This is a genomic window from Candidatus Cloacimonadota bacterium (assembly GCA_016932035.1).
In the GTDB taxonomy this organism is placed as follows: domain Bacteria; phylum Cloacimonadota; class Cloacimonadia; order JGIOTU-2; family JGIOTU-2; genus Celaenobacter.
Genome location: JAFGDR010000022.1, coordinates 26,226 through 51,940, shown reverse-complemented (window position 1 = coordinate 51,940; position 25,715 = coordinate 26,226). Strand labels below are relative to the sequence as shown.

21 protein-coding genes and 1 other RNA gene are annotated in these 25,715 nt (G+C 39.1%); 13 read left to right on the top strand and 9 right to left on the bottom strand.

Going from position 1 to position 25,715, the window contains the following annotated elements:
* Positions 1–37 precede the first annotated feature (37 nt).
* Positions 38–1,831 (bottom strand): peptidyl-prolyl cis-trans isomerase, encoded by a 1,794-nt coding sequence (locus tag JW794_03285; protein ID MBN2017146.1) that lies wholly within the window; start codon positions 1,829–1,831, stop codon positions 38–40.
* Between the two features lie 137 nt (positions 1,832–1,968).
* Between JW794_03285 and JW794_03280 the strand changes: the two genes are divergently transcribed.
* Positions 1,969–2,304, top strand: coding sequence for a hypothetical protein (locus JW794_03280; GenBank protein ID MBN2017145.1), 336 nt, complete (start codon positions 1,969–1,971; stop codon positions 2,302–2,304).
* Here JW794_03280 and JW794_03275 read toward each other — a convergent pair.
* Both JW794_03275 and lpxB read right to left on the bottom strand, forming a co-directional pair.
* Positions 2,290–2,898, bottom strand: a complete 609-nt coding sequence (locus JW794_03275) for a lysophospholipid acyltransferase family protein (GenBank protein ID MBN2017144.1) — start codon at positions 2,896–2,898, stop codon at positions 2,290–2,292. The two genes, JW794_03280 and JW794_03275, sit on opposite strands and share 15 nt — an antisense overlap.
* Positions 2,888–4,024, bottom strand: coding sequence for a lipid-A-disaccharide synthase (gene lpxB, locus JW794_03270; protein MBN2017143.1), 1,137 nt, complete (start codon positions 4,022–4,024; stop codon positions 2,888–2,890). The genes JW794_03275 and lpxB overlap by 11 nt, the downstream gene beginning before the upstream one ends.
* Positions 4,025–4,257: 233 nt before the next feature.
* On the opposite strand from lpxB, the gene infC reads away from it, so the two are divergent.
* The 12 genes from infC to JW794_03210 all read left to right on the top strand — a co-directional run bounded on the left by infC (position 4,258) and on the right by JW794_03210 (position 15,563).
* Positions 4,258–4,815: a translation initiation factor IF-3 gene (gene infC / locus JW794_03265; GenBank protein ID MBN2017142.1), complete on the top strand. Its 558-nt coding sequence runs from the start codon at positions 4,258–4,260 to the stop codon at positions 4,813–4,815.
* A 40-nt stretch (positions 4,816–4,855) separates the two neighbouring features.
* Positions 4,856–5,050 (top strand): 50S ribosomal protein L35, encoded by a 195-nt coding sequence (gene rpmI, locus JW794_03260; protein ID MBN2017141.1) that lies wholly within the window; start codon positions 4,856–4,858, stop codon positions 5,048–5,050.
* Between the two features lie 33 nt (positions 5,051–5,083).
* Positions 5,084–5,440 (top strand): 50S ribosomal protein L20, encoded by a 357-nt coding sequence (rplT, locus tag JW794_03255; protein MBN2017140.1) that lies wholly within the window; start codon positions 5,084–5,086, stop codon positions 5,438–5,440.
* A gap of 6 nt (positions 5,441–5,446) precedes the next feature.
* A complete protein-coding gene (pheS, locus tag JW794_03250; protein ID MBN2017139.1) occupies positions 5,447–6,463 on the top strand; it encodes a phenylalanine--tRNA ligase subunit alpha in 1,017 nt (338 codons plus the stop codon).
* 21 nt (positions 6,464–6,484) lie between these two features.
* Complete coding sequence (locus JW794_03245) at positions 6,485–8,884, top strand: phenylalanine--tRNA ligase subunit beta (GenBank protein ID MBN2017138.1); 2,400 nt, start codon at positions 6,485–6,487, stop codon at positions 8,882–8,884.
* Positions 8,884–9,246, top strand: a complete 363-nt coding sequence (locus JW794_03240; GenBank protein MBN2017137.1) for a hypothetical protein — start codon at positions 8,884–8,886, stop codon at positions 9,244–9,246. The genes JW794_03245 and JW794_03240 overlap by 1 nt, the downstream gene beginning before the upstream one ends.
* Complete coding sequence (locus JW794_03235) at positions 9,239–9,526, top strand: cell division protein ZapA (GenBank protein MBN2017136.1); 288 nt, start codon at positions 9,239–9,241, stop codon at positions 9,524–9,526. The genes JW794_03240 and JW794_03235 overlap by 8 nt, the downstream gene beginning before the upstream one ends.
* Before the next feature lie 34 nt (positions 9,527–9,560).
* Positions 9,561–9,740, top strand: a non-coding RNA gene (gene ssrS, locus JW794_03230) — 6S RNA.
* Positions 9,741–9,757: 17 nt separating this feature from the next.
* Positions 9,758–11,311 (top strand): ribonuclease Y, encoded by a 1,554-nt coding sequence (gene rny, locus JW794_03225; GenBank protein ID MBN2017135.1) that lies wholly within the window; start codon positions 9,758–9,760, stop codon positions 11,309–11,311.
* A 2-nt stretch (positions 11,312–11,313) separates the two neighbouring features.
* Positions 11,314–12,096 (top strand): TIGR00282 family metallophosphoesterase, encoded by a 783-nt coding sequence (locus JW794_03220; protein MBN2017134.1) that lies wholly within the window; start codon positions 11,314–11,316, stop codon positions 12,094–12,096.
* A 6-nt stretch (positions 12,097–12,102) separates the two neighbouring features.
* Complete coding sequence (locus tag JW794_03215; protein ID MBN2017133.1) at positions 12,103–12,969, top strand: bifunctional 5,10-methylenetetrahydrofolate dehydrogenase/5,10-methenyltetrahydrofolate cyclohydrolase; 867 nt, start codon at positions 12,103–12,105, stop codon at positions 12,967–12,969.
* 98 nt (positions 12,970–13,067) lie between these two features.
* A complete protein-coding gene (locus JW794_03210; protein ID MBN2017132.1) occupies positions 13,068–15,563 on the top strand; it encodes a hypothetical protein in 2,496 nt (831 codons plus the stop codon).
* A 75-nt stretch (positions 15,564–15,638) separates the two neighbouring features.
* Here JW794_03210 and JW794_03205 read toward each other — a convergent pair whose 3' ends face one another.
* From JW794_03205 to JW794_03180, 6 genes are all read right to left on the bottom strand, one after another.
* Positions 15,639–16,667 carry an LPP20 family lipoprotein gene (locus JW794_03205; protein ID MBN2017131.1) on the bottom strand — a complete coding sequence of 343 codons (1,029 nt, stop codon included), beginning with the start codon at positions 16,665–16,667 and terminating at the stop codon, positions 15,639–15,641.
* 8 nt (positions 16,668–16,675) lie between these two features.
* A complete protein-coding gene (locus JW794_03200) occupies positions 16,676–18,208 on the bottom strand; it encodes a hypothetical protein (protein ID MBN2017130.1) in 1,533 nt (510 codons plus the stop codon).
* A 74-nt stretch (positions 18,209–18,282) separates the two neighbouring features.
* Positions 18,283–18,885, bottom strand: a complete 603-nt coding sequence (gene lpoB / locus JW794_03195; GenBank protein MBN2017129.1) for a penicillin-binding protein activator LpoB — start codon at positions 18,883–18,885, stop codon at positions 18,283–18,285.
* Positions 18,886–19,007: 122 nt separating this feature from the next.
* Positions 19,008–21,089 (bottom strand): hypothetical protein, encoded by a 2,082-nt coding sequence (locus tag JW794_03190; GenBank protein ID MBN2017128.1) that lies wholly within the window; start codon positions 21,087–21,089, stop codon positions 19,008–19,010.
* 129 nt (positions 21,090–21,218) lie between these two features.
* Positions 21,219–23,300, bottom strand: a complete 2,082-nt coding sequence (locus tag JW794_03185) for a T9SS type A sorting domain-containing protein (GenBank protein MBN2017127.1) — start codon at positions 23,298–23,300, stop codon at positions 21,219–21,221.
* 212 nt (positions 23,301–23,512) lie between these two features.
* The gene (locus JW794_03180) at positions 23,513–25,681 is read right to left on the bottom strand and encodes a T9SS type A sorting domain-containing protein (GenBank protein MBN2017126.1); all 2,169 of its coding nucleotides are present in this window, start codon (positions 25,679–25,681) and stop codon (positions 23,513–23,515) included.
* Positions 25,682–25,715: the final 34 nt, after the last annotated feature.

Below are 25,715 nucleotides of genomic sequence, written 5' to 3'. Positions count from 1 at the left end.
TTAATTTTCGCCCTTTCGTTTTATATATCTTTGTTAATTATAATCTAAAGAATTTACTTCTCCAGTCTTTTACGTTCGCTTGCTCTTTCACTTTATTATACCACTGATTGTAGTTTTGATTGAAGAGTTGATTCTCTACCTGAATTCGCTGCTCATCTTTCTTTTCTTCAAATTGAGCCATATCAGCTGCTTGAATTTCGACCAGCTTGGCGATATAATATCCTTTGGCTCCTCTTATAATACCTGTTATTGAACCAGGTGTTTGAAGCTCTATCAATTCTTTTACAAGCATGGGTTCTTTGCCGACATCTTGAATGTACATATTTTCAGCAACGAAATCGGTATTGACGAGTTTTAACTCGTTATCTTTCACTACGGCATCGAAATTATCCGATGTAACAACCGGTGCGATTGCATCAACTTCTTCTTTCTTCATTTTCATTTTCATTTCTTTTGCAATCTTATCATGAATCTGTCTTTCAACATCCTCGAAAGGTTTATAGTGTTCACCAATGGCATAGGAGATTTGAGCGACGTAATAATCACCGGTATCATTACGGTAAGGAGGTGCAATATCACCAACTTCATTATCAAATGCAAAATCTATGAGCATTTGTGTTCTTCCAAGACCCGGTACATAACGTGAATCGATCGCAAAGGGATTTGTTTCTTCAACTTCAAGTCCATGTTCATCAGCCACAACATCAAAGCTGTCGATCAATGCATTTTCATAGATACTTTGGGCTATAGTTTCGATATTTCTTCGCGCATCGGCACCCGGTTCTTCTTTGACGAGAATGTGACTAGCTCGCATCTCTTCCTGTCCCATCTCATTCGTTCTGCGATCTGTCACCAATATGACATGCCATCCGAACTGGGTCTTAACAGGTTTGCTGATTTCACCAACTTTCATAGCAAAAGCAGCGTCTTCGAACTCTTTGACCATTTTTCCTTTCGGAAAATAGCCGAGATCTCCACCTTCAGGACCGGAAGGACCTTCTGAATATTCACGAGCAAGCTCTGCAAAATCCTCACCTGCGATCGCATATTCATAAACCTTATTTATCTTATCTTCGGAATTTTTAACATCTTCCGGACTTGGAGTTAATGGAATTTTCACATAGCGATATTTGCGTTGAGGTTTCTCTTCATACTCATCAAGATGATCTTCGTAATAAGTCTGGACTTCTTCATCAGAAACATAGACCGAATCGATTTGATCGATGGAGAATACGATGACATCTGCCTTGACCTTTGTTTCCTTTTTAACATAATCTTCCAGAACCATCTGCTCGGTGATGATAACTTCTGAATTTACTAAATTTTTCAGCTTATCAAATTCGAGGATCTGCTCATAGTAATCAGAAAGCCATGACCAGTCAATCTGCGGATTTTGCAAAGCCTGCAGATATTTACTCTTGTCAAACTGTCCGTCAGTTAGGAATGCTTCATAGGTCGTTATCATTTCCGGGGGTTCATTAACCATCTTAGCTGCGACTTCTTTTGGAGAGATCTTGATGTCGAAATCCTTTATCGCCTTGGTAAGAATGACCCTTTGCACAAGCTGTTCCCAGGTCTGATCATTCAACCTGCGATAGGTTGCTTCATCCATCTCTTTTCCCTGGTTAGCGGGATCCTGCATGTAATTTGTATAGGTGTTTTGTAATAATTTATAGTATTCATCATATTTTATTTTTTCACCTGCGATCTTGCCAACAAAGGGCTTTTCCTGGAATACGCTGCTGATCCCCATCGTAGCCATACCGCCGATAAAAACGATCGCAACGATCCAGATAACAGGTCGAGAAATACCACGCATCTTGTCTAACATACTGATAAACTCCTTGAAGTATATATTAGTGGATAAAATCTTGAGGACCGCAAAATTAATGCAAGTTTTTTAGAGAATGCAATTGGACTATGATGATTTTATTGACACAAACGTAATGCAGCATAACTTGTTTTACCATGAGCACAGATAACGAAATACTGTACAGAATTTTTAAAGAAGACGCTGAACGTTCCGGCATGAATATGAAGGATTTCTATCATAAGCGTCGTCGTGGATTATATCCTTTCAGGACACCTGAAGATGGGATCGTATGGCTCAAAAAGGAGCAGTTCCGTATTATGTCTGTTGTGAAAAGGGCTCACGCAAAACCAACCAAAAAAAACAGAAGCAAAGAAAGGGAGAAGGGATCGTTTTTCACGCCTGAAATGGTGAGAGCTTTTATTGTAACAGGAAGTGGGATCGTAATAATTTTCTTCTTAATTAAGCTGATCCAGATACTAAAGGTTTTCTAACGCTTTTTGTAACTCTATCTTTTTTTGAGGAATTTCCTCTTTTAACCTGACAAATATCGGTTTTCCATAGATCATTTTTACAGGGGAGAAGGGTTTGGGGATCATGAAATTATCCCAGCTGTGTAACATCCACTTAGACTTCATCAAGAAAATACCCGGTACGATTGGTTTCCCTGTTTTCAATGCAAGGAAGAGAGCTCCATCCTTTACGATTTCTTTTGGACCTGTCGGACCATCAGGAGTTATCGCAAGATCATACTTTTTTGAAATACCGATTGCTTCTTTCAGTGCTTTCATGCCACCACGTCTGGACGAACCCCGGATCGTACCGAATCCGAGTCCTGTAATAACGCGTGCAATAAATTCTCCGTCACGGTGCTGGGATATCAACACATGAACATTCTGGTTGATATGAGTGTATGCTGGTATGAGCATCCTGTTGTGCCAGAAGGCATAAATGACAGTGCCATGAGCTTCCCTCATAGCATCCATGTATGACTGATTGTATTTCTTAATACGAAGCGTACCAATCAGCAGTTTTATAAGAGACGGACCGAAAATATCAACGAAATGGAGAAGTGTTTTACGCTTCATGGATCATTTCCAATACAATTGATGCTACTTTCTCAGATGCATTTAAGGAGCCAAGTTCTTTTTGTATATTATTCAAATCTTTTTTTGTTTCCATATAATATTCTTCATTATCGAGGTAACGTGTGACTTGGTATGCTATTTTCTTCGGGCAGGCATTATGTTGAATGAGTTCGGGAACAACCTTTTTCCCAAGAACGATATTTGCAAGAGCGATCATGTTGATCTTAATGAAAGCTCGCGCAATTAAATATGATAGCCATGAAGTTTTATATATTACGACCAGTGGCGTACCGAGAAATCCTGTTTCAAGTGTTGATGTGCCGGATTTACACACCACTACTTTAGAATATTTCATCAAGCCGTGTGTGTCATCAACGATTTTTATATCATTTTTAATTGGATGAAGTATTTCATTAAAAATATCATCAGAAACAGAGTCAGCTTTTGAGATGAGATATTCCTGTGTTTTTTTATTTTTCTTTTTAAGAAGCTTAATGGTTTCTACGATTTCCGGAAGTATTCTTTTTATTTCAATGTTTCGGCTGCCAGGAATGAAACCGATCCATTCCTTTTGAGGATCAAGAGCATATCGGTGAGTAAATTCTTCCTTAGTATGTTGTATATCTATTTCTTCTGAAATCGGGTGTCCAACATAGTCAACATCTGCACCTATTTCGTTATACATCTCTTTTTCAAAAGGAAAAATGACTGCTATTTTGTCAGAATACTCAGCAATCTTATAAATGCGTTTTTTTTTCCAAGCCCAGACTTGCGGGCTAATGTAATAGAGAACAGGAATGTTCATACTATGAAGTATGTTGGCAATGCGGATATTCATACCGGGGTAATCAACGAGTATGGCAAGGTCTGGCTTTCGAGATGAAAATTCAACTTTCAACTTTTTGAAAACCTTCATAATAAAGCCAAGATGTCCGATCACTTCAGCAAACCCTATGATAGAAAATTTGATAAATGGAAAGAGTGGTTCAAAACCAAGCTTTTGCATGCGAGGTCCACCGATACCCCATAACTTGATCGAAGGGTCCTTTGTCTGAAGTTGGGCTATAACTTCAGCAGCATGAACATCTGCAGACCGTTCACCAACAAGTATGAATATATTTTTCATAGGAGCAGGACAATTTTGTGATGATAAACGTCAAGAAAAAGAAATTTCTCATGTACTACTCCTCAAAAACTTGACGTGTGAAATAGCACAAAAATAAGTAGCACCAATAAAGGAACTGCGAGTTCCTACCTTATGACGCCGATGCTGTTAATAAGGTGAGAAAAAATAATTCAATAAATATTGAAAGTGAACCGCAGTTGTTCGCTTTTTTTATTTGGAGGTGCAGAATCGCTATCAATAGACGGTTTAAACCCTGGAAACAGCGGGAAAGCTATAAGAATGACAAAAAAATTAATGAGCAAATCACTGCAAGAAGAGTTCGTTTGATTGGTCCCGAAAAGGAAGCACTGGGTATTGTTCCGACTCAGGAAGCGCTTCGAAAAGCAAGAGAGTATAACATGGATCTCGTCGAGATAGCACCTGATGCTGATCCGCCAGTTTGCAAAATTATCGATTACAGCAAACTGATCTTTGAAGAGTCCAAAAAAGCTCGTGAAGCAAAAAAGAAGCAGCATTCTACCCAGCTCAAAGAGGTCAAATTCAGACCCAGAACAGATGAGCATGACTATAATTTCAAGGTCAAGCACATCAAAGAATTCCTCGATAAGGGCAATAAGGTAAAAGTCACCATCCAGTTCAGAGGACGAGAAATGGCTCATAAAGAATTGGGCTGGGAACTCATCCAGAGAATCCAGGAAGAACTTGAGGAGTATGGTGACTTCGAACAGGAACCAAAGATGGAAGGTCGTTTCCTGATCGGATTCGTATCTCCCAAAAAAATTCAGAAATAGCGAACAGACGCAGATAAAGGAATCGTTAGGAGTTTTCATTATGCCAAAACTTAAAACAAGAAGAGCAGCAGCTAAAAGGTTTAAAAAGACAGCGAGTGGTAAGATAAAAAGAAACAAAGCGTATCGCGGTCATTTTATGGAAAAAAAGACATCAGATCAAAAATCAAACCTGCGAAAGGGCGGGTATGTTGCAAAAGCCGATGAGAAACGTGTAAAAGACATGTTAGAATCATAATATCAAAATATTAAATTTTTACAAGGAGTTGTTATGGCTAGAGCAAAAAATAAAGTAGCTTCCAGAACTAGAAGAAAAAAAATCCTCAAAGAGGCAAAAGGATATCGTGGTGGTAGAAAGCTTTATCGTGCAGCGCGTGAAGCAGTCGAAAAAGGCTGGCAATATGCCTATCGTGACAGAAAAGCCCGTAAACGAGAGTTTAGAAGACTTTGGATCATAAGAATCAATGCAGCAGTACATGAACATGGGTTGAGTTACAGCCAGTTTATGAACGGTTTGAAAGAGTTGAATATCGAGATAAACAGAAAAATGTTATCCGAGATTGCGATCAACAATCCAGCAGATTTTGCAAAGATCGTTGATAATGTAAAAAAGAAATTAGGAAAATAACCTATTGTGAAAGAACAAATACAAGAGATTTTAGAAGAAGCGAGAAGAAGTATACCTTCTTGTGAGTCAGATAAAAATCTGGAAGAGCTTCGTATTAAATATCTTGGTAAAAAAAGTTCTCTTTCAGATTTACTGAGCAAGATCGGAACACTTCCCAAAGAAGAACGCCCTCTGATGGGAGCATTTCTGAACAAAGCAAAAAAGGAAATTGGTCAGCTTCTCGAGGATAAAAAAGTTGCACTGAAGCAAAAATCAGAAGCTTCTGATATTCACAAACTCGACGTGACCATGCCTGGAAAACCTTTTCCATTGGGTGCAAAGCATCCCCTGTATAAAATTTGGGAAGAGATCGAAGATATTTTTCTCGGTCTTGGTTTCGAGGTTGCAGAAGGTCCTGAAATTGAAAGTGAATATTACAATTTCGATGCATTGAATACACCGAGTTGGCATCCGGCAAGAAATGAGCAGGATACGTTCTATCTCAAAGGCGGAATGCTTCTCAGGACACAGACCTCACCGATGCAGATCAGAGTCATGGAGAAGTTCAAACCGCCGATAAAGATCATCTCAACAGGTCGTTGCTACCGGGTTGATAAGGTCGATCCCTCACATCTGCCGGTATTCCATCAGGTTGAAGCACTCATGGTTGATGAAAGTATCACCATGTCCGACCTGAAAGGAGCTCTCGATTCGCTGGTGAAGCAGATCTTCAGTCCTGATACTCGTTCTCGTTTTCGCCCACATTTCTTTCCTTTCACAGAACCGAGTGCAGAGATGGATATCCTTTGCATAAACTGTAAAGGTACTGGATGTAAACTCTGCAAGAATTCCGGCTGGCTCGAAATGGGTGGTGCTGGAATGGTTGATCCTGCTGTTCTCGAAGAGGTTGGATACGATTCGGAAAAATATACCGGATATGCATTTGGACTTGGAATCGAAAGGATCGCGATGCTTCGGTATGGAATATCTGATATACGGAAATTGGTTACGAACGATTTGAGAATATTGCATCAATTTCAGTAAATCTTTTCTTAAGAGAGTATCATGAAAATAAGCTATAATTGGTTGAAAGAATTAGTACCCACTCAGTTGCAGATAGATGAGTTTTGCGAAAAGCTGACCATGTTCGGTCTTGAAGTTGAAGAAGTTACTCAACCGGCTAAAGACCTTGATAATATTGTTGTGGGTAAGGTTTTAACTGTCGAAAAACATCCTAATGCAGATAAGTTGCACCTCTGCAGTGTTGAAGTTGGAAAAGACGATCCTCTCAGTATCATTTGCGGTGCACCGAATGTCGTCGAAGGTATCCTCGTTCCAGTTGCCATGATCGGTGCAAAGCTTGGAGATTTCGAGATCAAAAAGGCAAAACTGCGCGGTGTTGAATCCTATGGTATGATCTGTTCAGAGCGAGAGCTCGGTATTTCAGATGATCATTCTGGTATTATGGTCATAACCCAAGACATCGAACCGGGTACAGCATTTGCGGATGCGATGGGGCTTAACGATCATATCATTGAAGTGGAAGTTACACCAAACCGTCCAGACCTACTCGGCATGATCGGTGTTGCTCGAGAAGTCTCGGTTATGCTCGATACTGAATATGCACATCCGGAAATTACATTTGAAGAATCAAATCATCAAGCTGAAGAAGAGATCTTAGTAATTATTGAAGATAGCAAGAAATGCCCGAGATATTGTGCTCGAGTTATTCGGGGGATAACTGTTCAACCGTCACCTATGTGGATGCAAAAAAAGCTGATCGCAGCTGGACTGCGTCCGATAAATAATATTGTTGATGTAACAAATTATGTGCTTCTCGAGTATGGTCATCCATTGCATGCATTTGATTATTCTAAAATTTCAGATAATACCATCGTTGTACGCACAGCTAAAGATAAAGAGATAATGATGCTTCTCGATGATACGGAGCTCACACTCAATTCGAATAATCTTCTAATCACCGATCCAAAGCATCCACTTGCACTGGCAGGTATCATGGGAGGACTTGATAGTTCTATTAATGAGGACACCAAGGATGTTGTTATTGAATGTGCATATTTTGATCCGAAAAATATTCGTGCCTCAGCTCTCGAATATGGACTTCAAACTGAATCATCATACCGATTCGAGAGAGGAATGGATCCAAATGGACTTATTGAAGTGATCGATAGGGCAGAACAACTCATTCAGCTAACCGGCGGTGGTAAAATCTCTCAAGGTGTTGTTGATTGCTATCCTAAGAAGATAGATCCTAATACATTACCACTACGCGTTTCAAGAACGAATAGTATTCTTAATGCTTCGATGAATGCAAAAGAAGTGGAACATTATCTTCAGGCATTCGAGTTCAAAACAAAACAAATTTCAGATGATAAATTTGAAGTTACTATCCCTACATTTCGTCCCGATATCGAGCGCGAGATAGACATTATCGAAGAACTTGCCCGTTGCTATGGCTACAATAATGTTGAATCACATTTTGTCACGTACAGAATCGATGATAAACAGAAAAGAACGGTTGTTCGTTCGATAAAAAATCATCTCATCTCATTAGGCTTCTATGAAGTTAATAATATGAGTTTCGGAACTCCCGATGATTTAAATATACTTAGAATATCGGATGATGATTACAGGCGTCAGGTTGTAGAACTTACCAATCCGATCGGAGAGCAGTTTTCCATAATGAGACCTACGCTTATTCCGGATCTGCTAAAAAATGCAGCATTAAATATCTCTTATAAATTCAATGACTTTAAACTTTTTGAATTGAATAGAATTTATCTCAAGCAAGAAGATGCATTTGTAGAACCTACTTACCTCACCGGTGTCATCGTTGGTAAATATGAGTCATTTTTTTGGGGAGACACTCAAAAAGAGACGTCCTTTTATGATGCTAAAGGTATACTTGAATCTATATTTGTTAAAATCCATTGTGCAGAAAAGATTTCTTATAAAATATCAAGCGAACCTTATTTTAAAAAGAATTCTGCTGCAGATCTATACTTGAAAGAGGAGAAGATCGGATCGGTTGGTGTGATGGATCAGGATATTCTTGAATCATATGACGTCGATGCACCTGTAATACTTTTTGATATTGATGTATCAAAACTTATTCCTTATTATCATGAAAAGGAACTTCGTTTTAAGGAGATCGTGAAGTATCCTTCTGTGCTGAGAGATATAGCATTAATAGCACCTTTGAATGCCGATGTGGCTTCGATCCAGGAGATAATTATTTCAGTTGAACCAAAGATCATCAGAGATGTTCAATTGTTTGATGTCTATACTGGAAAACAGATCAAACAAGGTTTTCGCAGTCTAGCTTTTAATATCAGTTTTCAGTCTGACACATCGACACTCACAGACAAATATGTGGATAAATTATTTGACAATATTGTAAACAAATTATCACGTGAACATCAAATAGAATTGAGGCAGGAGTGATGGATACGCATGTACTTGATCTGATAGAAGAAAAGATTAGAAATTTAATTTCTAAATATAAAATTTTACAAGATAAATATATTCAGGTTTTAAAAGAAAATGAAAATCTCAATAATAAATATAAAGATCTGTTCTATAACACGGAGAATTCGCAAGAAACGATAGGCGAGCTCCAGAAAGCCGTGGAGCAGTATAAAGAACAGAACCAAGATTTGCAGAATAAACTAGCTCTCAAGGAAGAGCAGATACAAAACTTTACAGAACAGGCAAACGAAATCGATTCACGAGTTGGCTCGATGCTTCAGGAAATTGATACAATAATTGGAGAATCAGTTTCTCAGTCTGCTGGAAATAATGAATAATTTAAAATATACGAATAATATTTCTGTCGATATTTTGGGTGATACATACTCAATTGCAGGAGATGTTGATCCTGACGAGATCAGGCAATACGCGAGTTTTTTGGATAGAAAACTTGTTGAACTTTCTGAAGAGTACAATCCCAGAAAGAGATATGATCTTGCCATCCTGTGTGGACTTAATATCGTAGAAGAGATGTTCAGAAAGAAAAAGGAACAAGAGAAGTTAGAAAGTTTCGTACAAAAAATTTCAAAACTATTGGATTCTTTGGACGAAGAATAATTTTGTTCTATAAGATAGATTATTGCTCTTTCCGGTAGGCCTGCCCTGTTCGTGATAGCAATCTTGTTTTGTGCTAAACAGGAACTATAGGGTGTTCGATTGTGTATGGCGTGAATGCCTGCATTGCAGTAGGACTCATAAAGTACATATAGAATTCCCATCTTTTTGAAATAATAGTTCAAACTCGTTGTTACACGGCAAGGGCAGGTCTCATTATGGAAAGGAATAGAGATGAACGAGATACTGTTAGCAATAATTGGATTAGTTGTAGGGGTGTTCATCGGTTGGCTGTCTTTCAGACTACTCACATCCAAAAAAGTCAAACAAGCACATATCGAATCCCAGAAGATCAAAGATGAAGCACGCTTAGAAGCAAAAGTAATTAAAAAAGAAGCAGAAATTGAAGCAAAAGAAGATTGGTATAAACGAAAAGCTAATCTGGAAAAGGAAATTGAGGAGAGGAAAAAAGAACTCCGAAAAATTGAGTCGAATTACAATCAGAGAATCAGTAATATCGATGAACGTCTGAGTAAATTGGACAGACGTGAGCAATCAATAACCGACAGAGAAAGACATCTCCAAAATAAGCAGACAAAGCTTGATGACGATGAAGCAAAGTTGAAAGAAATGCTCGAGCAGGAAGCAAAGCGATTAATGGAAATCGCAAACCTGACAAAAGAGCAGGCAATCGAAATGTTGCTGAAAAAATACGAAAATGAAGCGCGTATCGATGCTGCAAAATTGAGGAAGACAATTATCGATAAAGCTAATTCAGAAGCTGATGACGAAGCAGTGAAAATCATTGCAAATGCGATACAGCGAACTGCGGTTGATTATGTGACAGAATCAACTGTTTCGGTCGTCGATCTACCATCTGAAGAAATGAAAGGTCGTATTATTGGTAGAGAAGGTAGAAATATTCGCACCTTTGAAAGTAGCTCTGGGGTAGAGATCATCGTTGATGATACACCGGAAGCTGTTATCGTTTCAAGTTTTGATCCAGTACGAAGAGAGATCGCAAAACGAGCTCTTGAAAAATTGATATCTGACGGAAGAATACATCCTGGTAGGATTGAAGACATAATCGCTAAATCAGAAAAAGAAGTGAATAAGATAATCGAGGAAACCGGAAAGAAGACACTCCTTGATCTTGCAATCCATGATCTGCCCGACAACTTGAAAACATTGATCGGACGTCTAAAATACAGAACCAGTTATGGACAGAACATGTTGAAACATAGTATAGAAAGTGCATGGATCTGTGGCATGCTTGCTGCAGAGTTGGGTCTGGATCAAGCACTCGCAAGAAAGATCGGATTGTTGCATGATATTGGAAAAGCAGTCGATCACGAAATTGACGGATCTCATGCAACTATCGGTGCAGACCTAGCACGAAGAAATGGCTTACAACCCGTTATTGTAAATGCAATTGAAGCACATCATGAAGAAGTTGATCCTGAATCGGTTTACGCTGTACTCGTTCAAGTTGCTGATGCAGTCTCAGGAGCTCGCCCAGGTGCACGACGAGAGACCCTTGAATCATATCTGAAACGTCTTGAAAAATTAGAAGAGATCGCATATTCCTTTGAGGGTGTTCATAAATGTTTTGCGATACAGGCAGGAAGAGAAATCCGTATAATGGTCGAACATACTACTATCGATGATGCTCAAGCTGAACTGCTAGCATCTGACGTTGCTAAAAAAATAGAAAATGATCTTCAGTATCCGGGACAGATAAAAGTCACCGTTATTCGGGAGATACGAAAAACCGTTCTGGCGAAATAATAATGAATATTCTCTATATCGGTGATATCTTCGGGAAACCCGGGAGAAAAACAGTTCAGGGATTACTGCCTGGCCTTAGAGAAGAATTTGGACTTGATCTTGTTATAGCAAACGGTGAGAATCTCGCTGGTGGACTTGGCATGACTCCAGATACTGCAAAGGCGATGTTCGAAAGCGGTGTCGATGTGCTTACTTCAGGTAATCATTTATGGGATAAGAAAGAGATTATTGCATACCTTGAACAGGAAAAGCGCGTTGTTAAGCCAATTAACTATCCCCCAGCCGTACCCGGAAATGATGTTTTTGAAATTGAAGTTCAAGGGAAACGAGTTGTTATTCTATGCTTAATGGGAAGAGTCTTTACCGTTACTGTGGATTGTCCCTTTAGAGTCATGGATACCTATCTTGAAAGATTAACGAGAGATGATCAGATTATAATTGTTGACTTTCATGCCGAAGCAACTGCAGAGAAACAAGCAATGGCTTGGTATCTAGACGGAAGGATTACGGCACTCATCGGATCTCATACGCATGTTCAAACTGCCGACGAGCGAATCCTACCTCAAGGCACAGCATATATCACTGATGCCGGTATGACAGGTCCTCAAGATTCTATTATTGGTCTGCGTCGCGAAGATGGTATCGAACGATTTCTAACACAAATTCCTAACAGATTTAATCCCGCAAAGGAAAACCTCATGCTTAACGGCGTTTTTATTTCTATTGACGAAGATGGGACCGTTGCAAGTATTAAGCGCATTCAAAGAAAGTATCAGGTTGATTAGATAAACATGGATAAAATTTTGGATGGCAGACCGGTCGCTAAGGAAATTTATCAGGAACTAAAAGAAGAAGTTGCTCAATTATATGACAAGGGAATCATTCCACGATTATCGGTTTTTAAGGTAGGAAACGATCCTGCTTCAGAGTATTATGTTCAAAATATTCAGAAGAAAGCAAAGAAGATCGGTGTTGTCGTTGATATTTTGAACTTCGTAGTAAACACTTCTCAGGATATGATCATAGCTGAGATACAGAAAGCAAACAAAGATCCTAAAGTTCATGGTATAATGCTACAAATGCCCTTGCCGAAACATCTTAATCAAAATGATGTTGTGATGCAGATTGATCCCAGAAAAGACATCGATGGTCTCCATCCGATCAATATGGGAAAACTTGTGCTCGGTCAGGATTGTTTTGTTGCAAGTACACCTGCCGCAGTCATGGAATTAATTCATTATTATAATATACCAACTAAAGGAAACCGGGTTGTGATCATCGGACGAAGCAACATTGTTGGGCTACCCCTTTTTCATCTTCTTGTTCAGAAGAACGCTGGTGCAGATGCAACTGTTACAGTTTGTCATTCGAGATCGACGAATTTACAGAAAATAGCATTGGAAGCAGATATTCTGATCGTTGCAATAGGCAAACCAAAATTTGTTGATCATGCATATGTTTCTAGTAACTCGAACGTTATTGATGTTGGTATAAACGAGGTTTATGATGCTGACGCTGAGACAAATCTTTTTGTTGGAGATGTAAATTATATAGATGTATTTCCCATAGTGAAGGCTATTACGCCTGTCCCGGGAGGAGTTGGCACGATTACGACGGCTTCGTTGCTCAAGAATGTGGTTCGTGCAAGTAAGTTGTGAATTGAAGTATATTTTTAGAAAAAGTGAAAATCGTAATTTTTTTATTGACTTATTAATATCAGGAAAGGAATCTTTGTTCAAAGATGGGAGGTTTATAGATGTTAAAAAATAGGTCTCTTTTAGTTTTGTTAATTTTATTAGTGATTGCAGTCTTAACTGTTCTAAGCTGTGGCAGGAAAGGTTCATTAAATCCTAATATTGCTCCTTATATTGAGATATCTGATTATAGCGGAATTGCACGACCTGATACTGTTTTAACAGATTCAGCCATGTATAATGTAATAGGTAATCTTATTGATCCTACCATTTATGATTCACTATATTTTCAGGAAATATATTGGAAAGCATGGGATGTTGATGGCGTTGTAAAATCTTATGCCTACAGAATCGGAACATGGGATAGCACAAATGGAAGCTGGCAATATGACCAAACCTATGGTGTTCGCGTAAGTGCAGACGGATGGGTATTACATTTACAGCCCAATGGTGAATATGATATTTGGACTCCACTGGCGGAAAGATTTCCAAAAACTCAAGTATATTTCACCGCAAAAGACACTGCCGATTATAAAAGAAATTTTGGCAAGTTTGAGGTTAAATGTAAGGACAATTATGCCGAAGAGTCAGAAATCGCAACCCGATATTTCTGTAGCTGGTCGGATGTTCCAAGTACCAGTGTTCAGACCTCACAGGGTGCTGTCGATTCAGTAAGACTTGGTGCAGCAATATCATTTGAATTCAATGTCCTCAATGATGATGATCCATTTGGTTACGGAGATGAGGCTGCGTACTTCAAATACCGTCTCGTGTACTATCATAGCACAGGCACTGATACTGTCGAAATAAGTGCTGCTGGTGAACAGACCGATAGCACACAGTGGTATTCAACAGAGAATTATCCTGTAAAAGATGAAGTTCTTCTAATGGCAAACTATCATGATGGTAATCCTTATGGGAAACCTCAACTAAGAGTGAATGAAAAGTACGCTGACGGCACGTATGAGATGACTGAGATTCAGGTTAAATCTGTAGATAAAGCTGGTATTGAAGATCCCGATTATGCAAGCATGATATTTTTTGTAAGAGGATATTTCCACCCAGACACTGCTCCATTTATGGCACAATGGGCAGATTATCTTCCAGACTTCCTCAGCAATAGTTCCCTTGATATTTTACCTCATATCTTCGTCATCAGTGACTATACTTGGTTGAACTACTTATGCGAAAATGAAGATATTCCTAAGCGAGTCATTGCAGGTGAAAATCATTATGCCAACCAGTTCTACATGGCTCAAGATACTACATTATCTGCTATCTGGTCGAGTAATATTGAGATATATTTGAAATGGGAATATCTCGGTCAGTATGAATACGATGTTGAACGCTCCAGGATAGCAGCAAATCATACCTATTATTATGATGCAAATTTAGATGAATATGTTCAGTATTATTGCGATGTCGAGTACATGGATATTCAGCTTGATGGAAGTGCAAGCGGATTACCTCCTATTGGGACTGTTATTACAGATAATGTAACAGGTGAAAATTGGATGCGTATCCCAATATATGATGAACAGAGTTGCAAGATATTTGATTTAACATCTGGCGAGCACGTTTTCAAGGTGCGTTCTGTTGATTTCCAGGGAGCTGTTGACCCAACCCCTTCAGAGTTAGTATTCTATCTTCATGAGCCAATATTGAATGGCGGAAAAGAAGGTTTACTTATAGTCGATGATACACAGAATACACCGATTTTTGCACCAGAGGATTCAGTAAATCAATTTTACGAAAATCTTGTTGAGCATTCTACCGAAACAAAAAAATGGTTTGATATTCGAGGAGCGAACTTATCCTCCATTTACACGATGAACAAGCAATTAAGAAACGATGATATGGCTCCGTATTTTGCTCCATCAGATATCCAGCAATATAAATTAGTGATCTGGTATGCAAACGATCCAAAAGGCTTTTATAGCGATGTCACAAAAGTTCATATGATACAGCACTATGATGTTATGAGATATTATATGTTATCTGGCGGTTCGGTGTTACTTTCTGCTTCAGCAAAGATATCAGATCCTCTCACTCCGGCAACAAGGAATTTCCTTCAGGTATACGGTGGACTTGCTGACACTCTTTCGGCTTTGTCACAAGAACTAGATACGAATAACTGGTTGTGGGGTAACCCCAATACAACTAACTCCATGTTCATAGGAGCTAATGGTCAAGGCGATTTCAGTGCTGTTAATCAGTTAGATGTTAATATGCAATTACTCTGTTGGGCTGATGTAAATCCAGCATTTCCAAGTGATAAATTCTTCCCTGAATACTTTCCATACTTATTACCATTAGGAAAAATAAGTAATGTAACCTTCTTAAACGTTAATGCAGCAGAAACAATCTTCACAAGTATTGTTGATACTTTAGCGATCCATGAACAATTTGCAGATGCCCCCGTTGGGACGAAATATATTCATCCTTCTGTTGATGAACCTGTATATATTCTTGGATTCCCCTTGTACTACATGATGCCTGACGAAGCAAAAACTTTCATCAATATCGTATTTGATGAAGTCGGTGTGGCTCATAACTAAAAACTATAATACGCAACAAATAAAAAAGGCGAAATCAATTGATTTCGCCTTACTTTTTTATTAAAATAATGAGCGTTATGACAAATACTTATCTGCAAAGAATTTAAAGAAATCTTTTTGGATAACTTTTTTTACTGAACGCAAAGCTCTATTTTCTGCTTCAGTTAAATTTAGATGACCTTCACGATCACTCTTTGTATAAACAACTTCTTCTGCATTGCTGATCTTATCAATTATAGTAATTGATAACTCCCAACGCACGAATTCCTCATCGCGATTAAGGTCGATCTGAGATATTGAAAGAGAGCTCTCTATGTGGAAATCAATATAGTCTGCATCCTTTGGTGAATCATAAACCGAGAAACCAAAATTATTAAAAACCTCTGTAAGATAGTCATCGAGATATTCTTTGTATTCACCCGAACCTTCAACAATAACATGGATCGATCGCGCAAAAGTATTTCTCTCAGCAACAAGTTTCTCAAGAGGTTGTTTGAGTTCTACTCCAGCATTGGAAGGTGATATAATACGAAGTTGTGCATTCAGTATCTCATTCTTTTCGGCAAAATCAATCGCTTCGCTGAGATATTTAAGCTTGTCGAGTTTAGATAACCCGGCTTCAAACTGAGCGTAATATTGATCTATCTTCTGTGTGTTTTGAAAGATCTCGTTATGATAAATGTCTTCCGTTTCGTTCCTATTTAAATATACGATGACGTAGTACTCACCACTATTGGGATCAAAAAAAGAATCACCCACTTTAACGTTTTTTAAGGTCTGCTCACTCTGAATCTGTGTGAGATTACGCATCTTCTCCTCAGCAGAAAGTGATGTTTTGTCACCAATGGTGGTCTCTTCAAATTTTTGGACGAGTGTTTCATCTGATTTTATCTCAGCTTGAAATATTTTGGAGAGATTTGAGTATGCGTCTTTCTCAGCAGATTTTTTTGTATCACCGGATCCAACAGCCGAAAGGTAGTACGAATCCTTGTATTTGGTCTGAGGATTCATGATCCAATCTGGCGTTTTGTTCTTTTTTGCTGTTACCATTGAAGGAGCACAAGACATAAATATAAGAACGAATAATAGTACGATTTTTTTCATAGTCTATCCTAATCTAAATAAAACGACTCAAACAACTGTAATCCGTTTTTGGTTATGTGTTGTTTATTTCTCAAATCCGAATAAACGAGTTTGTTGTCTGAATTATAATAATTTATACGAATGTTATATATACCCTCTGGTAGTAAGAAATGCCCAACAAAAGCTTTCGCCGGGAAAAAACGAGATATTCTTAAATCAGCGTTTTCTGTTGCGTCCACACCGACATCAGTAGCAATCATGGCAAGTTTACCAAAAAGATTATCACCTGTCTGTTTTACCATCTCCTGTTTTGCACTTTCTGCGAGAATTCCTTTTACAACTGTTCGGGTGATTGTCTTTAGATATATTAGTGGTTCTTTAATTTTATATGTAATGAAAGCAACCTGTTCCATACTTTCAAGTGGTATTAACTCAACGGCCATCTGGTCATTAATGAGGACCGCGATCTTTGCAATGTCTGTACCGATCAAGTCCATGTAGGGAAGATCAAATTTAAAATGGTACCCAGCTTCCATATCTTCCCATTCGATGATATCCAATGTGCCTTCATATTGACTGTCATTTTTTGTTTCTACTTCAGTTTCGGTCTCTTTGTGTGGTATTGAAACGGATGATTTTTTACTGGAAGAGCTACTGCTCGATGAACTTGATTTCTCTTCAGTATCGGTTTTCTTAAAGATATTACCAACAGACGATACAAATTCACCAGTTTCTTTTGCAAGTTTACCTGCTTCATCTTTAATATCAGGATTTTTACTGTTTTCAGAAACTTCTTTAGATGTCGCAATGATCAGCATGTCTTTTTCTGTATGCACCCAGAGTGTGTTTGATTTCTTGTCTGGAGAATTACCAACAAAAGATAGGAAGTAGATGGGAATACTGTCTGATTTTGCAATATGTGATTCAAGAGGTGGTACTTCGAAGTTATAGACTGTCGGCTGATTTTCGATGGCTTCTCTGATTTCTTTCAGGTCGATCCTGGCGTCGTCATATTTTCCTTCAGTGTAATAAAGAAGCATACTCAAGTAACGGGCAAGTGCCGAATTATAAAATTTTATATCACCTATCTTGAAATCCCTTTTCTTATCATCGGATTTATTATACTCATCAGCGATTTTTTTATACTTGTCTTCCAGAAGATTGAGTTTGTTATTGATCCTACGAATTTCGACGAACGCATCTTCAGGATCATTCAGATGAAGATAGTTCAGTGCTTTAAAGATATTCAGATAGATGTCTTCATAATCTTCACCGAAATAATCGAGTGCATTATCATTGAGAAGGACAGAAGCTGCAGCTTTCCCGATACTTTTAGTGTAGAGATCTTCGATAGCAAATTCAGCTTTTTCAAGGTATTCATTACTCTTCCGGTAATCACCACAATAATGATAAAGCATGCCTGCATCAAGGTAGAACAGCACTTTCTCCTTTTCTTTATAATGCTTCTCTTTTGCTTCTTCGATTTGAGTTAAACAAGTTTTGAAGTCATTTGCACGGAGATTTTCCATCATTCCTGCATATTGAGCTTTTGATGTCTTCATGCTCGAGCATCCTAAAAAGCACAATATAACAAGAGATAATATGATAGTTGAAAATAATATTTTTTTCATTATGATTACCATTTAAGTTTTGATTGTTCCATAAATTTTTTGATCTTTTTTGATCCCATCCAAACGATCTCACTCGTTTCGAGATTTACCAGGTTCATATCTGCCTGATAATACACTACTTTTTTACCATCAACTGAATCTTCGATAGATGAAAGCGTTCCCTGAAGCATAAAATCAGCGCCGAGTTCCTGGGCAAGTCTTTTAGCTGTTTCTTCTGTTGCCTGACTTTGCTGATCAAGACGTTCATCGCGAATTTCATCACGCTGTTCTTTGGCAGCAACAAAACGAACTTCTCCAGAATTGACAAGTTCCCTTTCGATATCAGTAGAAAATGTCTCTGTATTGATATGTTCGCTTGTTTTGTTTCCGATTGTTCCAACGATAACAATTGGTTTCTCATCATATTCATCCAGCCAGTTCATTAGCCATGCACCATCGAGAACATCCTCAACGATGTTTTCAGAAACCATACGAGCATCTGAGTCGTTCCAGCGGCCACTAAGGTCAATAGTCTCATCGACCCCCACGCGGGAAACCTGCTTGGTAGGTCCTCCGCATGACACAATAAGTGCAACAAGTGCCAATAATAAAACACTTTTTTTTAACATTACATCCTCCTTGGGATTAATTTTATAAGTGATTTATTCCGAGCTTAATTTTTGTCAACTAATGATTGAAAAAAGCCTGCTCGTGAGAACAGGCTTTGGTTTGTTGTATACTTTTGAGTATGTTATCGAGCAAGTAACATCTTGTTTACATAGGAAGATCCATCTACTTCCACCCTATAAAGGTAGATCCCATTTGTAACATCTTTACCTTTCAGATCCTTCCCATTCCAAATGCCAAATCCTTCAAATGGATTACCACCATGGTTCACTTCTAGGGTGTTAATGAGTTGTCCTTTAGGGTTATAGATCTTGATTGCAGCTTCTTGATATGTTTTCTTGGTCGTGAAATTAATCCTGGTCGTTTCGAAGAAAGGATTGGGATTATTGGAAACTAATGAGATCGGATTATAATGAGCTGGATCTATCGATATAGAATCCGGGAACAGAATTTGCACTTCACAATAGTTGAGTTGACCACCGGTATTCTGACCTTGCCCACTTTGTGCAAATGAGCCAAAAGAATTGTCATCATAGTAATATAGATAAACAAGTCCATAGTTATTACCCATATCAACAATATGATTACTAAGGTTAGGATAGACGGTTATCTCATTTGAGAAGTTGTACAATGTGCTATATATGTCAGTTAATTCGATGACATCTGACCAGGTTTGACCATTGTCTGAGGATACAGAAATGTAGAGGATTGGGTGTTCTGCATAAGCTTGATATGCCGGATCACCATCCTCAGCCAGCTGAACATATGTTCCATCTGACCAGAGCTGCACCATCCAGTTGTTATCAAGGTTCACGGTATTTCGCTGATTGTTTTCGTGGAAAATATTTGAGGTGCCCGTATATTTGCTGAAACCGACCGTAGTATAAAGGATCGTGTCATTACCGACAATTTCCCAAGGAACAGTGTGCCCAGACCAGGGGTCAATACCGGGCATACCAGGTACTTCATGATATTCCCACTCAGTTCCAGTCCAGACAGCTTCTGCCTGGGGAAGGAAATGATTATAGTAGTAGAAATCACCGGCATCATCTGTAAAACCATATTGCTGCAAAAAGGTTAGATGGAGAGAGCCGTCATTGTCATAAACAGCAGTGTTATGACATCCAGCCAATTGAACTTCTACTTCATCTACAATATTGCCGCTATTGTCCTCAAACTGGGGAATATTTTCCACAACATATATTATTTCGCCTGGACCATCACCGTGAATATTGCTTCCATCCCAGGTCGTTCCATAGTCGTTGGATTCCCATACGAAAAATCCTTCATCGACCGGCATGTCACCAAGATCACCTTCAAGCCATACCGCATATCCGATGATCGCAACTCGACCGGGATTTTCATAATCGATTGCAAATGCCTGGGAATAGGGACGACATGATTTGTATCTCCAGTAATACATTGGCCATTGAGTTGTCCAATTAGCCATATTCAACATAGGTGAAAGATCGGCAGTAGGTGTGTTTTCCAGATCGATATACATGATGCGCATATCTTCACAGGGATTCTCCCAAGCATCATTCGTAAAATTTTTAGACACCTGGTACAAACGAAGGTAATCTGTTCCCATTGGTGAAGGACCAACATAGAAGTATGGCCAATTATATTCATCAGGAAGATTTGGTGGAAGATATGTGACCGTAGACCAGAATCCCGGTATGCCTAATAAAGCATAATCATCATAAACAAATGTTGTGCCAAAGTAGCCTGTTGCATCTCCATCTTCATGCCAGGTTGCAAAGCAATCACCGGTTGCGGGATGAACCGTGCAGTTTCCGTAACCTTGCCAGATATCATAGTTCGATATGGTGCCCCATGATTCATTAACTCCTGAACTATTAATATAAGCGTAATACTGCCTACGGTTTGCCGTTGTAGAAGCAGTGCCGAACCACGTCAGATAATATCCACTACCAATTGTTGACTGCAGCCCATAGGGAAATCCTTCATACGATCCAGGCATATAGTCATAATATGATGTCATGATCGTTGTTGGAACTGTTTTAAAACTGAAGTCCGGAACCGGATAGTTCTCTCTATTTGAAGTAGTATTAAAAGGAACAATTTTTAGATCGGGATATTCAGAAAAAGGAATTGCTTCATTGGGATTTGGATTGAGAGTTTTTGCCTGAATTGGAAAGATTAAAACGCTTAATAGAATAATTGTAAAGATAATCGTTTTCATTTTTTCTCCTTTCAGATCATACTTGATGGTCTTTATAGGAAGTAGTATACATCATAAAAACTCCGAAAAAGACCTCCGTAAAAAGAGGATGCCTGCCCGTTTAGAACAGGCATCCTGATTATCTTTTTGTTATCTTGTTAACATCATTTTTTGGGTAAGAGATGAGCCATCGACATCTACCTTATAGAAATAAATACCGTTAGCAACATTCTTACCAGCTGCATCTTTACCATTCCATACAGCGTATCCTTCTGAAGGATTGTCACCGTGATTCACATGCAAAGTGTTGATCAGCTGTCCCCTTGTATTATACACACTGATCTCCGCATTTTGATATGCTTTCTTTGCCGTGAAATTAATGGTAGTTGACGCAAAGAATGGATTGGGATAGTTTGAAAGTGAGGTAACAGGAACAGAGGGCTGAGGATCATTTGAAAACGGTGGGAATACAATATCAACTGAACAATAGGTGATTTGACCGCCAACATCCTGCCCAGCTCCTGAACGGATATAGCAGCCGAATGAGTTATCATCATAGTACATGATATGAACTCGACCAACCGAGTCATTAATAGCTTCAATGTAGTTGTACAAATTTTGATAGACTGTTATCTGTCCCGAGAAGTCAAATTGAGTACTATAAATATCCGAAAGTTCAATAGGTTCCGACCATGTATCACCATTGTTTGAAGATACTGAGAGATAGAGGATCGGGTGTTGTGCATATGCTGCATATGCTGGGTCACCGTCTTCTGCAAGTTGAACATACGTTCCGTCAGTCCAGAATTGTACCATCCAATTGTTTTCTTTATTGATGGCATTTCTCTGGGTGTTCTGGTGAAATATTTCAGAATCTTCTGGATATTTATTATAAGAAACAGAGACGTAGAGAAGTGTATCATTACCAACTATTTCCCAAGGAACATCTCTTCCGGTCCAGGGATCGATACCCGGGAAGGCTGGCACGTTATGCCAATCCCACGCTATACCATCCCAAACTGCTTCTGCTTGCGGGAGGAAATGATTAAAATAATAGCTGTCTCCTGCATCATCGGTATATCCATACTGTTGCAGGTAACAAAGATGAGCAACACCATTTGCATCAAACTGGGCAGTATCATGCCATCCGTATGAATCTACTTTAATACTGTCGATAAGGTTTCCGCTATTATCTGTGAAATGAGGAATATTCTCAACCGCATAAATAAAGTCTTGCGGACCATCTCCATGCAGATTTGCCGTATCCCATGTTGTTCCATAGTCGAAAGATTCAAAAATATAGAAACCTGGATCAACAGGCATATCACCGAGATCACCTTCAAGCCATGAACAGTATCCTACGATAGCAACGTGTCCGGGAGTACTGTGATCAATTGCAAACGCTTGTGATTGAGGACGGCATGACTTTGCTCTCCAATAATACATTGGATTTACTGTAGTCCAATTGTTAAGGTTCAGGATAACAGTCATATCAGCAAAAAGAGTATTCTCAACATCAATATACATGATTCGAGGATCTTCACACGGATGATCCCATGCATCGTGAGTGTAGTTTTTTGAGATATGATACAACCGAATCCAACCATCTCCATTTGGAGAAGGACCAACATAGACATAGGGCCAGATATATTCATCAGGAAGTGGAGAAGGTATAAAAGTAACTGAAGACCAAAAACCCGGAATGCTAAGTAGGGAATAGTCATCATAACAGATTACACAACCATAATTTGATCCTGATGGATTTTCATGCCAGGTTGCAAAACAGTCACCAGTAGCGGGATGAACAGCTACACTTCCGTATCCCTGGGTCCGATCGTATGTTGAAATTGTTCCCCAGTTGCCACCAATACTTCCAAATGCATCAGCATATGCGTAATATTGACGACGTGTTGCGGTCGTTGTTGCTGTGCCAAACCATGTAATATACAATCCATCTCCATTATCGGTCTGCTTCTGTAATGGATATCCTTCATATGAGCCGGGCATATAGTCATAGTAGGACGTCATGATCGTAGTTGGATTTGTATAGAAGCTGTAGTCGGGAACCGGTGTGTTTTCTCGATGATCGACTTGTGTTATAGGAACTAATTTGCCGACGTTGATGTCTGTAATAGCAGTTCGTTCTGAACCGTCAGGGTTCATAAATTCTGCATGAAGTACGCTTATAGATAGAAGAAAGCAAAAGAGTAAAATTACTCCAATCTTTTTCATGTAAACCTCCGTAATTTTTTAATGATTTTTTTTGACCTGTCAAAGAAGATAACAAATAATGAAATTCGACATACGCGAAATTTCTGTTTTTACATCAAAAATACTATGATAAATGGAAGAAAAAATTGATATTTTTTTTGTCAAGAAGTTATAGGCAAAAAAAAAGCCTGCTCAACCAAATGAGCAGGCTAAATATTTATGCAAAGACGGGCTTATCTATTGAGCATCATCTTTTTGGCAATTGTAGCACCATTGGTTTCTACTTTATAGAAGTAGATTCCATTTGCTACATCTTTACCAAACTCATCGGTACCATCCCACATTGCATGTCCTGCAGTATGAGAATCGGCAATTGCATCAATAGATTTTACAAGCTGACCTTTAGTATTATAGATCGTGACTTTTGCATTTTCAACACCAACATTAGCCGAGAACTGGATTTGAGTATGTGAGAAGAAAGGATTCGGAACATTGCGAAGTGTCATAGTTGCTTCCGGTTGTGACTGTGAAGGATCTGTTGATACGATCATATTTGCAAAATCGATCTTGAATGAACAATAGACCATTTCACCACCAGTTGCCGGACCCATCTGCTGAATCGAGCTACCATAATCATTATCATCAAAGAAGTACATGTCGATCTGTCCCCAGCCATCACCAAGATCTTTGATCGTTGGATTGATATATGGATACATGGTGATCATGTCTGCAAAACCGGGGAATGCAGTACTGTAAATATCGGAAAGCTCAATTGGAGCACTCCAGTTTTCACCGTTGTTATTGGTTGCAGATACATAAAGAATTGGATGAGTTGCATATGCGTCATATCCAGGAATAGCATTTTCAGCCATGAGTGTTTTTGTGCCGTCATCCCATACCTGAACCATCCAGCTGTTTTCAAAGTTAGCAGCATTTCGTTGAGTATTTTCATGGAAACCGACGGTTGTAATATCGGTAAATGGCATGGTAAGCCAAGGGTAAATGAGAGTATCACCACTAACGGGTTCGATTTCCCATGGTACTGTGTGTCCGCTCATAGCATCGACACCAGGTAGATTCGGAACTTCGCGGATTTCCCAGGTGCCATCAGTTTTGTAAACAACTTCAACTTGATATTGGAAGAGATAATATGGCCAGTACGATGCATTTCCTGCTGCACCATCAACGTTACTTATCCAGAATTGTTCTGGAAGGTGAAGATTTCCTTCACTATCAAAAGTTGCTGTTCTGTGGGTTGAATGCTGGTTACCGGGCCAACCGATCCAGACATGAAGTTCAGGATAAGGAATACTGCTGTCATCTACAAAACCAGGAACATTGTCAACAGCCCACATGACATATTCATTGTACATACCAACATCTGTTTGATATGAATGGAAGTTTGCATAATCCCATGTTGCTCCACCATCATAAGAGTCCCAAACGTAGAAGCCCTGAGGTACAACTTCACCACCAACAAGACCGTTTGTGTATCCGGCGTAACCGAATATTGCCACGTGTCCAGCAGTGAATGGATCTACGGCAAATGAGGGATATGGACGGCAGTCGATGCCGGCTGCGGGATCTGACCAGTCACGTGAAATGTTTACGTAAGGAGACCAGTTGTTCTTGTTCAGCATAATTTCAAGATCGCCATATACATAGGTGTCTTCAGGAACATCGATCCAGCGAAGGATGTCGTGTTCGATTTCACCATCAGGATTCTGACCACTGATCTGATACACACGGTAGTTGCCGGTAGTAGCATAATCAGGAGCCATTCCAATGTACATATAAGGCCAGATATATTCGTCAACGTAAGGAATTGGCTGGTCAAATGTTACAGGTGTTTTCCAGAAGCCGGGTATAAACAGAAGACCGTAGTCATCATAAGTTACACGAGTGTTCGTGTCTTCAGGGGTGGCCGAGTCCATAATATCATGCCATGAGACAATAGGATCGCCAGAAGCAGGATGCATGGTCATTCCAGGATAACCCTGCCATGTGTCAGAAGTGGTAATTGTTGCATATTCAATATTACCAGCAGCATGCACATACGCCCAATAAACTCTTCTATTATCGGTTGTATTTGGACGACCGTGGAATACGAAGTAGACTCCACCGAATGCATCGGGTTGAGTCATTAAAGGGCGACCACAGTAACTACCTGGCATATAGTCATAGTAGTTAGTAAAACCCGCAAGAGTTGTTGGTTGTTGGATGAATTCCCAGTCGGGAACATCGAAGTTGCCGTCATTACGGGTTGGAGAGGCAACTTTGAGATGCTTTGGAGCTTCTGCCGGAACATATGAATTATTGTTGATTGGCTGAGGTATATCATTTGCCCAAACCATTCCAGCGAGCACGAGTAGCATCACGCTAAACATAGCAATTTTTTTCATTTTTGTTAATCCTCCGTAATTAATTAATGATTAA